Genomic DNA, 13,643 nt, shown 5'->3' on the forward strand with positions numbered 1-13,643 from the left:
AGACTCGGCCGCATGGGACTGCTCCGCGCCGTGACCCCGGCCGACCTGGCCGACGTGCCGTTCACCTATCCGGAGGTGGGCGGCACCGCCGATCCGGAGCTGCCGGCCGGCTACCGGCACTCCGAGCACACGATCGCCGTGGGCACGGGGCGGGAGGTGTTCGACCGGTGCGTCGCCGCGGTGTTCGGCTGGCGGGCCCAGCACGGCGTCGGGATGCGGATCCGCGCCACCGGACCGGCCACGGAGCCGGGCACGGTCGTCGTCCTCACCGCGGGGCTGGACCGGTTCGGCGTCGACATCCCGTGCCGCGTGGTGTGGGCGCGCACCGGGGGCGACGAGCAGGGCTTCGCCTACGGCACGCTGCCCGGGCACCCGGAGAGCGGCGAGGAGGCCTTCCTCGTGCGGATCGCCCCCTCCGGAGAGGTGACCGTGGTGCTGCGGGTGTTCTCCCGGCTGGCCTCGCCGGCCGCCCGGCTGGCCGGTCCGCTCGCGTGGGGCGTGCAGTCCCTGGCCACCCGCCGGTACCTCGCCACCTTCCGCCGGGCGGCCCGCGGTTGAGCCGTCAGCCCTCGCGGCGGGCGGCGACCGCGGCCGCGATGCGCTCGACGAGGTCCAGCGGCAGCGGCCGCCCGTAGCGCAGGTGGACGGCGTCCTTCCCCGACCGGAGGGGCGCCACCTCGGTCTCCAGGTCCCCCTCGAACACCGGCACCGGGTAGAGCGCCGCGTGCTTCTTCCAGGCGGCGAAGTGCAGGCCGTACCGACCGCCCAGCATCGCCGCCGGCATGCCGTACCGGATCGTCTCGGTCGCCCCGGGCATGCCGCGGAGGACGGCGGCCCGCACCTCCGTCAGCGCCGCCCGCGCGTCCTCCGGCAGGGCTGCCAGGTACTCGTCGACGGTGGTCGGTGGGGTCACGGCACGCTCCTCGGTCGGGTACCGCCGATGAATCGCGGCTCCGGCGCCCGTCCTACCAGGGAACGCGACGACGAGGAGAGCGGCATGGGACTGACGGAGGACGTCGAGGCGGTGGTGGCCGGCGCGGTCGCCGACGGCCAGGTGCCGGGCGCGGCCTGGTGGGTGTCGCGGGACGGCGAGGTCGGCTCCGGCGCCGCGGGCACCCACACGCCGGGCGGAGCCGACGCCGTGCGCCCGGACGCCGTCTTCCGCATCTCCTCCATGACCAAGCCGGTCGTGGCGGCGGCCGCCCTCGTCCTGGTCGACGACGGCGTCCTGGCCCTCGACGAACCGGTGGACGGGCTGCTGCCCGAGCTGGCCGACCGCGTCGTGCTCGCCGACCCCGCCGACGCCTCCGCGGGGACCGTGCCCGCGCGCCGGCCGATCTCCGTGCGCGACCTCCTGACGTTCCGGCTGGGCCTGGGCATCGACTTCACCGCCCCCTGGCCCACGCCGACCCTCGAGGCCCTGGCGGCGACCGGGCTGCCCGCCGGACCGCCGCAGCCGCAGGCCGCTCCCCCGCCCGACGAGTGGCTGCGCCTCGTGGCCGGCGTGCCCCTGGCGTACCAGCCGGGCGAGCGCTGGCTCTACCACGTGGGCGCGAGCGTGCTCGGCGTCCTGGTCGCACGGGCGGTGGGCCGGCCCCTGCCCGAGGTGCTCACTGACCGGGTCCTCGACCCGCTGGGCATGCGGGACACGGGCTTCGGCGTGCCGGCGCACGCCCGCGACCGGCTGGGGCCGCACTGGACGCCGCCGGGGGACGACGGCCGGCGTGACTGCTACGACCCCGCCGACGGCCAGTGGGCCGCCCCACCGGCGTTCCCCGACGGCGGTGACGGGCTGGCCTCGACCGCGGCCGACGTCGCCGCGTTCGCCGCGATGCTGTGCGCCGGCGGCCGGGCCCCGGACGGCACGCCGGTGCTCGCCGAGCCCACCGTCGCCGCGATGCTCACCGAGCAGTCGGGGCCGGTCGACGACGAGGGCGGCGGCTGGGGTCTCGGGCTCGGCGTCCGCCGGGAGGACGAGCCCGGTGGACGGTCGGCCGGCTCCTTCGGCTGGGACGGCGGCCTGGGCAGCTCCTGGTGGACCGACCCGGTCACCGGGACGACGGCGGTGCTGCTGACCAACCAGATGTGGGCCTCGCCGCAGCCGCCCGCGGTGTTCGACGCGTTCCGCGCGGCGGCGTTCGGACCCCGCTGACTCAGCCGACGATCTTCCAGTAGGAGTCCTTGCGGCGGATCCGGCCGTCCGGCGCCAGGTCGAACAGGTCGCACCCGCGGACCCGGATGTGCTCCCCCGCCGTCGACGTCCCGGTGAGCAGCCAGCGGGAGACCGCGTGCTCGCCGCAGGCCCAGTGCTCGTCCTCCCCGTAGTGGACGTCCGGGATCCCGGCGAACCGCCCGGAGAGCCCCTCCCGCACGGCCGCGCGCCCGCTGAAGCGCGTTCCCCAGGGATCGGGCCCGCGGGGGGTCTCCAGGACGCAGTCGTCGGTGAAGAAGGCCATGATCCGGTCGAGGTCGTGGGCGTTGAACGCCTCCACCAGCCCCTGCAGTGCCTGCTCGTCGGTCACGCCGCCCAGGCTCCGCCGGCGCGTGCCGGCGCACGAGAGCCCTTGGTCAGAGGTCGCGGCGCTCCAGCAGCAGCGCGCCGAGGACCCACGCCCCGACGGCCCACGCCCCGGCGACGGCCAGACCGACCGGCCAGGTCGTCGTCACGGCGAGGAACGACTCCCGGCCGACGCGCAGCGCCGGCAGGGCCTGCGACCCGAGGGACGTCCAGCGGCTCCCACCCACCGCCAGGACCGGCGGCAGGACGAACACCAGCGCGATGCCCAGCCCGACCCCACCGGCCGTCGACCGCAGCAGCACCCCCAGCCCGACCGCGAGCACGGTGACCAGGACCGCGCCGGCCACCTGCAGACCCAGGTCCTGGAGGACCGCCGGATCGGTCAGCGACACCCCGCCCGGCACGGCGACGAGGGCCCGCGCGGCGACCGCGCAGCCCACCGCGACCAGGGCGGTGACCAGTGCCGCCCAGGCCACGACGACGGCGGTGGTGGCGGCCAGCCACGCCGTCCGCCGGGGCACCGCGACCAGCGCGGAGACCGCGCTGCCGGTGCCGAACTCCGCGCTCACCGCGAGCACCCCCAGCACGACCAGCGCCAGCTGGGCGAAGCCGAAGCCGGTGAGCGCCACCTCGACGGCGACGTCGGCCCGGGACGACGACGGGGTACCGGCCGCCGCGAGCCAGCCGAAACCGGCCGCCACGACGACGTAGACCGCGCTGCACCACCAGGTGGAACGCACCGAGCGCAGGCGGATCCAGCCACTGGCCGTCAGGTCGATCACGGCAGCCCGGCCCGGAACTCGACCTCGCCGCCGGTGAGCGCCAGGTAGGCCGCCTCCAGCGAGGGGACCACCCGCGTCAGCTCGTGCACCGGCACCCCGGCGGCGAACGCGACGTCCCCGACACCAGGCGGGTCGATGCCCTCGACCCGCAGGGCGCCGTCCAGCTCGAGGGTCACCGCCGCACCTGCCCGCCGCAGGGCCGAGGCCAGCAGCGGCGCGGCCGGGCTCCGCACCCGGACCGCGGCCGACGCCCCCAGCAGCTCGGCCATCGGCAGGTCGGCCAGCAGCCGGCCACGGCCGAGCACGACCAGGTGGTCGGCGGTGTCCTCCATCTCGCTCATCAGGTGACTGGAGACCAGCACGGTGCGCCCCTCGGCCGCGAGCGCCCGGAGGAGCTCGCGGACCCAGCGGATCCCCTCGGGGTCCAGGCCGTTGACCGGCTCGTCGAGCAGCAGCACCTCGGGGTCGCCCAGCAGCGCGGCGGCGATGCCCAGCCGCTGGCCCATGCCGAGGGAGAACCCGCCGACCCGGTCCGCGGCCACGGCGTCGAGTCCCACGAGGTCGATCACCTCGGTCACGCGGGCCCGCGGCAGGCCGTTGGAGCGGGCCAGGGCCAGCAGGTGCGCGTACGCCGTCCGGCCGGGGTGACGGGCGCGGGGATCGACGAGCGCACCGACGCGGCAGAGCGGCCGGCGCAGCCGCCGGTAGGGGACGCCCAGCACGGTCGCCGTGCCGGACGTGGGCCGGGCGAGGCCGAGCACGCAGCGCATCGTCGTCGTCTTGCCGGAGCCGTTGGGGCCGAGGAAGCCGGTGACGCGACCGGGCTCGATGCGCACGGTCAGGTCGTCGACGGCGACGCGGTCCCCGAAGACCTTCGTCAGCCCGTCGAGCTCGATCACCCCGCGATCATGGCGATCCGCGTGGGTCGCAGCGGGAAGGCGCGACGGTGGTCCCCGTCCCACCTGCAGGGACGGTCCGGTTCCGCTGCGGCCCCGGGGGTAGGTGGCGGGGGTCGAGGTCGACGACCCACCGTCTGGAGAACCCATGCCCCCCGCACGCCAGCCCGACCAGTCCGCACCCACGACGGTCAGCCCGACCGGAGTGACCTATGAGGGACCTCGGGAGGGCCGCGACCCGCGCGCGCAGGCCGGCGACTTCCTGACCTCGGGGACGGGGGTGCGGCTCCCCGACACCGACCACTCGCTGAAGGCCGGCCGCCGCGGCCCCGTCCTGCTCCAGGACTTCCACCTGCGCGAGAAGATCAACGCCTTCGACCACGAGCGGATCCCGGAGCGGGTGGTGCACGCCCGCGGCGCCGCGGCGCACGGCGTCTTCACCGCCTACGGCACGGCCGGGAAGCTGACCCGCGCCGCCGTCATGGCCGAGAAGGGCCTGGAGACCCCGGTGTTCGTGCGCTTCAGCACGGTGCTGGGCTCCCGCGGCTCGGCCGACACCGTCCGCGACACCCGCGGGTTCGCGACGAAGTTCTACACGAAGGAGGGCATCTGGGACCTGGTCGGCAACAACATCCCGGTCTTCTTCATCCAGGACGCCATCAAGTTCCCCGACATCATCCACGCCGGGAAGCCGCACCCCGACCGGGAGATCCCGCAGGCCCAGTCCGCGCACGACACCTTCTGGGACTTCGTCACCCAGCACACCGAGGCGACCCACCACACGATCTGGAACATGAGCGACCGGGGCATCCCGCGCAGCTACCGGACGATGGAGGGCTTCGGCGTCCACACCTTCCGGCTGGTGAACGCCGACCGGGAGACCTGCCTGGTCAAGTTCCACTGGAAGCCCGTCCTGGGCGTGCACTCCCTGACCTGGGAGGAGGCGCAGCTGGCCGCCGGGTTCGACCCCGACTTCCACCGCCGCGACCTCGCCGACGCCATCGAGAACGGCGCCTTCCCCGAGTGGGAGCTCGGCGTGCAGGTCTTCCCGGACAACGAGGAGCAGACCTTCGAGGGCATCGACCTGCTCGACTCGACCAAGATCGTGCCCGAGGAGCTCGCGCCGGTGCAGCCGATCGGCAAGCTGGTGCTCAACGGCAACCCGACGAACTACTTCGCCGAGACCGAGCAGGTGGCGTTCAACACCAACCACGTCGTCCCCGGCATCGAGTTCACGAACGACCCGCTGCTGCAGGGGCGCAACTTCTCCTACCTCGACACGCAGCTGACCCGCCTCGGCGGGCCGAACTGGCGGCAGATCCCGATCAACCGCAGCCACTCCCCGCTGAACGACAACCTGCGCGACGGCTTCCACCAGGACGCCGTCCACGAGGGGCAGGCGCCCTACCTGCCCAACACGGTCGACGCCGGCAGCCCCGTGCCCGCCGACTGGTCCGACGGCGGGTACGTGGAGGTGCCGCGCCCGGTCCAGGGCGAGATCGTGCGGGAGACCCACGTGTCCTTCGAGGACCACTTCTCGCAGGCCGCGATGTTCTACGCCAGCCTGACCAGCATCGAGCAGCAGCACATCGCCGACGCGTACACCTTCGAGCTCGGCAAGGTCTACGAGCAGGCGATCAAGGAGCGGGCGCTGACCGTGCTGGCGACGATCGACGCCGACCTGGTCGCCCAGGTCGCGACCGGTCTCGGCCTCCCCGCGCCGGCGCCAGAACCGGTGGAGCCCGGGGTCCTCTCCCCCACGCTGCGCCAGATCAAGCCGGAGCCCTTCCCGATCACCGGCCGGATCGTCGGCGTCGTGGCCGGCCCGGGCGCGGACCTCAAGGGCATCGCGAAGCTGCGGAAGGCGCTGGAGGCCGAGGGCGCGCTGCTGCGGGTCATCGCCCCGCACGGCGGTCAGCTCGTCGACGGCAAGGACGTCGAGATCGTCGAGCGCACCTTCGCCACCGGCCGGTCGATCGAGTTCGACGCGATCGTCGTCGCCGACGGCGCACCCAAGGACGGCGACTTCCGGGCCGTCGTGATGCTGCAGGAGGCCTTCCGCCACCTGAAGGGCATCGGCGCGTGGGGGGACGGCGTGGAGGTGCTGCGCGCCGCCGGCATCGACCCGGAGGCGCCGGGTGTCATCACCGGGCCGTCGGCGAACGCCGCGATGGCCGCGGAGACCGTCGCCGCGCTCGGCATGCACCGGGCCTGGGACCGCACGCCCCTGGTCACCAACAGCGTGGTGCCGCCGGCACCGGCTGCCTGAACCGACGCGGGGAGGGCTGCCACCGGGCGCCCTCCCCGCGTCACAGGCGGCAGAGGAGCAGGACCTCGTCGCGGTCGTCGCCGGGCGCCACCCGGATCGCCCCCGGCATCCGGCCGAAGACCTCGTACCCGAGCCGCTCGTAGAAGCCCTCGAGCCCGTAACCACCCCGCACGGTGAGGTGCAGGAACTCCAGGCCGCGCGCCCGGGCGATGTCGTGCACGCCGAGCATCAGCACCCGGCCCAGCCCCTGCCCCTGGCGCGCCGGGTCCACCTGCACCCGCAGCACCGTCGCCCAGTGCCGGCGCAGCGGGCTGACCGACGTGGAGAGCACGGCGAAGCCGGCCACCTCGCCGTCGACCCGGAGCACACACAGGACCTGCGTCCCGGCGTGGACGCGCTCGACGAGGCCGTCGAGGACCGGCGCGACGACGTCCGGCGTCACCGGGGCGACGAAGCCGACCGCGCCGCCGGCGTTCGTGACGTCGGTCCACAGCTGCAGGAGGATGCTGCGGAGGTCGTCGTCCACACGGGTGGTCGCGGTGACCTCGGCCGACGGCATGCACCGATTCTCCCGTCCGCCGGGGACGGCACCGCGCGGGGGCCCCTGGGCACCGTCGACCGGGTGCGGCAGGCTCGGCGGCTCCGACGGACAGGCGAGGGATCCAGGTGGCACGCGGGCGAGCAGCACGGGCCGGGTCGGCGGTCGTCGCCGGCCTCGTCGTCGGCACGGCGGTACTGGCCGGGTGCACCTCGGAGGTCGCCGGCTCGGCGACCGCCGCGGTCCCCGGCGCCGACGGGTACGGCGACCCCTACTACCCGCTCGACGGCAACGGCGGGTACGACGTCGACGGCTACGAGCTCGAGCTGCGCTTCGACCCCGACAGCGGGGTCCTCGGCGGCACCGCCACCGTCACCGCGACCGCCACGCAGACCCTGTCGGCGTTCAACCTGGACTTCCTGGGCTTCGAGATCTCCTCGGTGACCGTGGACGGCGAGGACGCGGCCACCGCCCGGGACGGGGGCGAGCTGACCGTCACGCCCGCGCGGCCCCTGGTCGACGGGGACACGTTCACCACCGTCGTGTCCTACGAGGGGGTCCCCGAGGAACTGGATGACGGGCTGGGCGCCGCCGGCTTCCTGCAGACCGGCGACGGCGCCCTCGCGGTCGGCCAGCCCGACGTGGCCGCCAGCTGGTTCCCGGTCAACGACCATCCCGCCGACGCCGCGACGGTGGATCTGTCGATCACCGTGCCGGAGGGCCTGGAGGCCGTGTCCAACGGGGCCCTCGTCGACTCGGTGACCGAGGACGGGGAGACCACCTGGCGGTGGGCGACCGAGGACCCCCTGGCGCCGTACCTCCTCACGCTCGCCGTCGGGGAGTTCCGCATCGACGAGTACGACGAGGGCGGCGTCCACTTCCTCGACGCGATCGACCCCGCGCTGGACGAGGGGGACGGGGCCACCATCGGCGGGATCGCGGACGCGTCGTTCGACCGCCAGCCGGAGGTGCTCGACTTCCTGTCGCGCTGGTTCGGCCCGTACCCGTTCGGCCAGTCCGGCGGGATCGTCGACGACGTCGACCTCGGGTTCGCGCTGGAGACGCAGACCCGGCCGGTCTACTCCCCGGTGTTCTTCACCGACGTGGAGTCCGGCACGGCCGTGGTGGTGCACGAGCTGGCGCACCAGTGGGCCGGCGACAGCGTCCGCCTCGGCGGCTGGCAGCACATCTGGCTCAACGAGGGCTTCGCCACCTACGCCGAGTGGCTGTGGGCCCAGCACGAGGGGACCTCGACGCCGCAGCAGGAGTTCGACCGGCTGGCCGCCCGCCCCGCCGGCAGCAGCTTCTGGAGCATCCCGATCGGCGACCCCGGCCCCGACGCCGGCCAGCTCTTCTCCGACGCCGTCTACCAGCGCGGCGCCATGACGCTGCAGGCGCTGCGCACCGAGGTCGGCGACGACGACTTCGCCGAGATCCTCCGCGAGTGGTTCGGCACCGAGGCCGGCCACGCGGTCACCACCGACGACTTCGTCGCCCTGGCCGAGGAGGTCTCCGGAGCCGACCTCGACGACCTGTTCGCCGAGTGGCTCGGCGCGGGCCGGCCGGCCTCCCTCGGCTAGCCGGACGGACCGAAGCGCTCCACCCGGATGGCCGACTCGGGCACCCCGAGCCCGGTGAGCACCCGCGTCGCCGACTCGGCGAACGGCGTCGACCCGCAGACGTAGACGTCCTGCCCCGGCTCCCACAGCGGCACGAGGTCCGCGGCGGTGAGCCGCCCGGCCGGCCGGATCCCGGACGCCTCCCGCGTCGTCTGCACCACCGCGCCGGCCGCCTCCAGCTCCGCGAGGTACGGCAGCTCGGCGCGCGTGCGCGTGGACACGGCCACCCGCAGCAGCTCCGGACGGCCCAGCTCGGCCGCGGTGCGCGCCATCGCCACGAACGGGACGACGCCGGTGCCGCCACCGACCAGCAGCGCCGGGGCGTCGCCCTCCCAGACGAACCAGCCGCCGATCGGCCCGCGGACCTCGAGCTCGTCCCCGGGTTCGACGACGTCGGCGAGGTAGCTCGACACCTCCCCGTCGTCCAGCCGCTCCACGAGCAGCTCCACCAGCGGGTCGCCCGGGGACGACGCCAGCGAGTAGGACCGCTGGGCGCGGTACCCGTCCTCGGCGGTCAGCCGGACGACGTAGTGCTGACCGGCGAGGTGGTCGATCCGGTCCGGCACCTCGAGTCGCAGCCGCACCGTGCGCGGGGTCGGCCGGTCGACCTCCCGCACCGTCGCCGTCCGCCAGCCGCCGGCCGGGGCTCGGCCACCGGCACCCAGCATCGTCTCGGCCACGCCGCTCAGTCGCCCTGGTAGCGCTGCTCGAGCCACGGGTCGCCACGGTCGTGGTACCCGTTCTGCTCCCAGAAGCCCGGCTGGTCGCGCTCCATCAGCGTGAGCCGGGTGACCCACTTGGCGCTCTTCCAGAAGTAGAGGTGCGGCACCAGCAGCCGGACCGGGCCACCGTGCTCGATCGGCAGCGGGCCGCCCTCGTACTCCCAGACCACCCACGCCTTGCCGCCGGTGACGTCGGCCAGGGGGAGGTTGGTCGTGTAGCCGGTCTTGGACGTCGCCATGACGAAGTGCGCCTCGGCGGTCGGGCGGGCGGCCTCCAGCAGGGTGTCCACGCTGATCCCGGCGAACCAGGTGCCGAACTTCGACCACGTGGTCACGCAGTGGATGTCGCCGCGGTACTCGGCCCGCGGCAGCGCGTGCGCCTCGTCCCAGTCCCAGGTGGTCGGATGCTCGACCCGGCCGTCGACCGTGATGCTCCACGTCTCGGGGCTGATCCGCGGCGTGGGCTCGGCGGTGAGCACCGGCCAGTCCTTGCCGGCGTCGTACTGGCCCGGGGGGAGCCGCGGATCGCGCTCCCGGCGGCGGCCCAGGAAGCCGCGGGTGGGTCCGGTCACGGTCGTCGTCCTCTCGTCGTTCGCCTCGCGGTGCCGGACGCCAGCCTCCCGCATGGTCGGAAGGGTCACGATTCGGACACCGGCGCACCGATTCTCCGCGTGGAGCAGGGATTAGGGCAGCCTTACATGAGCTGAGTCACCGTGTGTTTACCTGGCCGCAATGGGGCACTGGACCTACCTTCGTGCTCGTGGTGACGGTGACGACGGAGTCGGGCCAGCGCAGGGCGCCCAAGGCCGCGAAGACCAGTTCGGTCTTCAAGAAGGCGGTGATGGCGGTCAGCGGCATCATCCTGGTGCTGTACCTGATCGCGCACATGATCGGGAACCTCAAGGCCTTCGCCGGCCGCGAGGACTTCAACCACTACTCGGAGTGGCTCCGCACGATCGGCAACCCGGCACTGCCGGGCGCGACCACGCTGTGGATCATCCGGATCGTCCTGCTGGTCGCCGTCGGCGCCCACATCTGGGCGGCCGTCTCCCTGTGGCGGCAGGCCAAGCGAGCCCGGCCGCACGGGTACGTGACGAAGAAGGCCGTGGCCCAGAGCTACGCCTCCCGCACGATGCGCTGGGGCGGCGTGATCATCGCCGCCTTCATCATCTGGCACCTGCTCGACCTCACCTTCGGCGCGGTGAACAAGGAGGGCCACGCGGGCACGCCGTACGACCGCGTGCTCGCCAGCTTCCAGAACCCCGTCGTCACCATCTGGTACGCGATCGCGCTGATCCTGCTGGGCATGCACCTGCGGCACGGCATCTGGAGCGCCACGCAGACCCTCGGGCAGAGCAACCGGCGTCGCGAGGTCACCGTGAACTACGCCGCGACGGCGATCGCCACGGTGATCACCGTCGGGTTCCTGCTCACGCCCTTCGCCGTCCTCTTCGGCCTGATCGACTGAGTCTCCATGACTAAGGAAGCCACCGGCATGCCTCTCGACCTCTTCAGCGTCGGCGACCCGATCGCCGACACCAAGGCGCCCACGGACGTCCCGATCGGCGAGCGCTGGAGCGAGCGACGCTTCCGCGGCCGGCTGGTCAACCCGGCCAACCGCCGCAAGATGACGATCATCGTCGTCGGCACCGGCCTGGCCGGCGGCTCGGCCGCCGCCACGCTCGGCGAGGCCGGCTACAAGGTCAAGTCGTTCTGGTACCAGGACAGCCCCCGCCGCGCGCACAGCGTCGCGGCGCAGGGCGGCATCAACGCCGCGAAGAACTACCGCAACGACGGCGACTCCGTGCACCGGCTGTTCTACGACACGGTCAAGGGCGGCGACTTCCGCTCGCGCGAGAACAACGTGCACCGCCTCGCCGAGGTCAGCGTCAACATCATCGACCAGGCCGTGGCCCAGGGCGTGCCCTTCGCCCGCGAGTACGGCGGCCTGCTCGACAACCGCTCCTTCGGTGGCACCCAGGTCTCCCGGACCTTCTACGCCCGGGGCCAGACGGGTCAGCAGCTGCTGTACGGCGCCTACCAGGCCCTCGAGCGGCAGATGGCGGCCGGCAACGTCGAGCAGTTCGCGCGCACCGAGATGCTCGACCTGATCATCGTCGACGGCCGCGCCCGCGGGATCGTCGCCCGCGACCTCGTCACCGGCGAGCTGAGCACGCACTACGCCGACGCCGTGGTCATCGCCTCGGGTGGGTACGGCAACGTCTTCTACCTCTCCACCAACGCCAAGGGCTCGAACACCACGGCGATCTGGCGGGCGCACAAGCGCGGCGCGTACTTCGCCAACCCCTGCTACACGCAGATCCACCCGACCTGCATCCCGGTGCACGGCGAGTACCAGTCGAAGCTCACGCTGATGAGCGAGTCGCTGCGCAACGACGGCCGGGTGTGGGTGCCGAAGGAGCGCGGCGACACCCGCGACGCCCGGCAGATCCCCGAGGAGGAGCGCGACTACTTCCTCGAGCGGCGCTACCCGGCGTTCGGCAACCTCGTGCCCCGCGACATCGCCTCCCGCGCGGCCAAGCAGGCCTGCGACGAGGGCCGCGGCGTCGGCCCCGGCGGGCTGGGCGTGTACCTGGACTTCGCCGAGGCCATCCAGCGCCTGGGCCGGGCCGCCGTCGAGGCCAAGTACGGCAACCTCTTCGACATGTACGCCCAGATCACGGGCGAGGACCCCTACGCGACGCCGATGCGGATCTACCCCGCCGTCCACTACACGATGGGCGGCCTGTGGGTCGACTACGACCTGCAGTCGACGATCCCCGGCATGTTCGTGATCGGCGAGGCCAACTTCTCCGACCACGGCGCCAACCGGCTCGGCGCCAGCGCCCTCATGCAGGGCCTGGCCGACGGCTACTTCGTGCTGCCGTCGACCATCACCGAGTACCTCGCCGACGGGCCCTTCCCGAAGGTCGACGACAGCCACCCGGCCGCCCAGGAGGCCGTCCAGGGCGTCACCGACCAGATCCAGCAGCTGCTGTCCATCCAGGGCACCCGCAGCGTCGCGTCCTTCCACCGCGAGCTCGGGCAGCTCATGTGGGACTACTGCGGCATGGAGCGCACGGACGAGGGTCTGCGCAAGGCCATCGACCGCATCCAGGGGATCCGCCAGGAGTTCTGGACCAACGTGAAGGTCCTGGGCACCTGGGGCTCGTTCAACCAGAACCTGGAGCACGCCGGCCGGGTCGCCGACTTCATCGAGCTCGCCGAGCTCATGTGCATCGACGCCCTGCACCGGAACGAGAGCTGCGGCGGGCACTTCCGGGCCGAGAGCCAGACCCCCGAGGGCGAGGCGCTGCGCGACGACGAGAACTTCGCCTACGTGGCCGCCTGGGAGTGGACGCCGCAGGGCACCGGCCCGGTGCTGCACCGCGAGGACCTCAACTACGAGTACGTCCACCTCGCCCAGCGCTCTTACAAGTGACGAACCAGCGGAGCCAGCGATGACGATGACCGAGGACCCGACCCGGGCCACCACGGCGCCCCACCAGGAGCGCACCATGCGGATCACGCTGCGGGTCTGGCGCCAGCCGGACGCGAGGTCCGCGGGCAAGATGGTCAGCTACAAGCTGAACGACGTCTCGCCGGACATGTCCTTCCTCGAGATGCTCGACGTGCTCAACGAGCAGCTGATCATGGACGGCGAGGACCCGGTCGCGTTCGACCACGACTGCCGCGAGGGCATCTGTGGCATGTGCGGCGTCATGATCAACGGGCGGGCGCACGGCAACGGCCTGCACGACGGCGCGGTCCAGACCACCACGTGCCAGCTGCACATGCGGTCGTTCAAGGACGGCGACACGATCGACGTCGAGCCGTGGCGCGCGTCGGCCTTCCCGGTGATCAAGGACCTCGCGGTCGACCGGCGGTCCTTCGACCGGATCATCCAGGCCGGCGGCTACATCAGCGTCCCGACCGGGACCGCCCCCGAGGCCCACGCGACGCCGGTGCCGAAGAAGGACGCCGACTTCGCCTTCGACGCGGCGACCTGCATCGGCTGCGGCGCCTGTGTCGCGGCCTGCCCGAACGCGTCGTCGATGCTGTTCACCGCGGCCAAGGTGACCCACCTGGGGCTGCTGCCGCAGGGCCAGCCGGAGCGCAACGACCGCGTGGTGAACATGGTGGCCCAGCAGGACGCCGAGGGCTTCGGCGGCTGCACCAACATCGGCGAGTGCTCCGCGTCCTGCCCGAAGGGCATCTCGATGGAGACCATCTCGCGGCTCAACCACGACCTGCTCGGCGCCCTGCGCGCGGGGACGCGCCCCAAGAGCTAGGTCCAGC

General features: G+C 73.3%; 14 protein-coding genes. 7 read left to right on the forward strand and 7 right to left on the reverse strand.

Annotated elements, in window-relative coordinates:
- Positions 1-12: 12 nt before the first annotated feature.
- Complete coding sequence (locus tag N555_RS0111765; RefSeq protein ID WP_034509863.1) at positions 13-558, forward strand: DUF1990 family protein; 546 nt, start codon at positions 13-15, stop codon at positions 556-558.
- Positions 559-562: 4 nt separating this feature from the next.
- Here the strand turns inward: N555_RS0111765 and N555_RS0111770 are convergent, their stop codons facing one another.
- Positions 563-913: an iron chaperone gene (locus N555_RS0111770; protein WP_029431685.1), complete on the reverse strand. Its 351-nt coding sequence runs from the start codon at positions 911-913 to the stop codon at positions 563-565.
- Positions 914-997: 84 nt separating this feature from the next.
- On the opposite strand from N555_RS0111770, the gene N555_RS0111775 reads away from it, so the two are divergent.
- Entirely contained in the window at positions 998-2,152 is a 1,155-nt protein-coding gene (locus N555_RS0111775) for a serine hydrolase domain-containing protein (RefSeq protein WP_034509865.1), read from the forward strand.
- A gap of 1 nt (position 2,153) precedes the next feature.
- On the opposite strand, the gene N555_RS0111780 is transcribed toward N555_RS0111775, so the two are convergent.
- From N555_RS0111780 to N555_RS0111790, 3 genes are read right to left on the reverse strand one after another with little or no spacing between them, the layout of a single operon-like run.
- On the reverse strand, positions 2,154-2,522 hold the full coding sequence (locus tag N555_RS0111780) for a nuclear transport factor 2 family protein (RefSeq protein ID WP_029431687.1): 369 nt from the start codon (positions 2,520-2,522) through the stop codon (positions 2,154-2,156).
- Positions 2,523-2,568: 46 nt separating this feature from the next.
- Positions 2,569-3,300 (reverse strand): ABC transporter permease, encoded by a 732-nt coding sequence (locus tag N555_RS26820; RefSeq protein WP_051683974.1) that lies wholly within the window; start codon positions 3,298-3,300, stop codon positions 2,569-2,571.
- Positions 3,297-4,199, reverse strand: a complete 903-nt coding sequence (locus N555_RS0111790; RefSeq protein ID WP_029431689.1) for an ABC transporter ATP-binding protein — start codon at positions 4,197-4,199, stop codon at positions 3,297-3,299. Before N555_RS0111790 ends, N555_RS26820 begins: the two co-directional genes overlap by 4 nt.
- A 145-nt stretch (positions 4,200-4,344) precedes the next feature.
- Here N555_RS0111790 and N555_RS0111795 point away from each other — a divergent pair, with 145 nt between their 5' ends.
- Complete coding sequence (locus N555_RS0111795; protein ID WP_029431690.1) at positions 4,345-6,465, forward strand: catalase; 2,121 nt, start codon at positions 4,345-4,347, stop codon at positions 6,463-6,465.
- Between the two features lie 40 nt (positions 6,466-6,505).
- Here the strand turns inward: N555_RS0111795 and N555_RS0111800 are convergent, their stop codons facing one another.
- The gene (locus N555_RS0111800) at positions 6,506-7,024 is read right to left on the reverse strand and encodes a GNAT family N-acetyltransferase (RefSeq protein ID WP_029431691.1); all 519 of its coding nucleotides are present in this window, start codon (positions 7,022-7,024) and stop codon (positions 6,506-6,508) included.
- Positions 7,025-7,131: 107 nt separating this feature from the next.
- Here N555_RS0111800 and N555_RS0111805 point away from each other — a divergent pair, with 107 nt between their 5' ends.
- Positions 7,132-8,583, forward strand: a complete 1,452-nt coding sequence (locus N555_RS0111805) for a M1 family metallopeptidase (RefSeq protein ID WP_029431692.1) — start codon at positions 7,132-7,134, stop codon at positions 8,581-8,583.
- Here N555_RS0111805 and N555_RS0111810 read toward each other — a convergent pair.
- Positions 8,580-9,302, reverse strand: a complete 723-nt coding sequence (locus N555_RS0111810; RefSeq protein ID WP_231502708.1) for an FAD-binding oxidoreductase — start codon at positions 9,300-9,302, stop codon at positions 8,580-8,582. The two genes, N555_RS0111805 and N555_RS0111810, sit on opposite strands and share 4 nt — an antisense overlap.
- 5 nt (positions 9,303-9,307) lie before the next feature.
- The gene (locus N555_RS0111815) at positions 9,308-9,916 is read right to left on the reverse strand and encodes a sulfite oxidase-like oxidoreductase (protein ID WP_029431694.1); all 609 of its coding nucleotides are present in this window, start codon (positions 9,914-9,916) and stop codon (positions 9,308-9,310) included.
- A 188-nt stretch (positions 9,917-10,104) separates the two neighbouring features.
- Between N555_RS0111815 and N555_RS0111820 the strand changes: the two genes are divergently transcribed.
- From N555_RS0111820 to N555_RS0111830, 3 genes are all read left to right on the forward strand, one after another.
- On the forward strand, positions 10,105-10,812 hold the full coding sequence (locus N555_RS0111820) for a succinate dehydrogenase cytochrome b subunit (protein ID WP_029431695.1): 708 nt from the start codon (positions 10,105-10,107) through the stop codon (positions 10,810-10,812).
- A 27-nt stretch (positions 10,813-10,839) separates the two neighbouring features.
- Entirely contained in the window at positions 10,840-12,786 is a 1,947-nt protein-coding gene (locus N555_RS0111825) for a fumarate reductase/succinate dehydrogenase flavoprotein subunit (protein ID WP_029431696.1), read from the forward strand.
- A gap of 76 nt (positions 12,787-12,862) precedes the next feature.
- Positions 12,863-13,636: a succinate dehydrogenase/fumarate reductase iron-sulfur subunit gene (locus tag N555_RS0111830; RefSeq protein ID WP_029431697.1), complete on the forward strand. Its 774-nt coding sequence runs from the start codon at positions 12,863-12,865 to the stop codon at positions 13,634-13,636.
- The last annotated feature ends 7 nt before the right edge of the window (positions 13,637-13,643 follow it).

The organism is Blastococcus sp. URHD0036 (genome assembly GCF_000701365.1).
Taxonomy (GTDB): domain Bacteria; phylum Actinomycetota; class Actinomycetes; order Mycobacteriales; family Geodermatophilaceae; genus Trujillonella.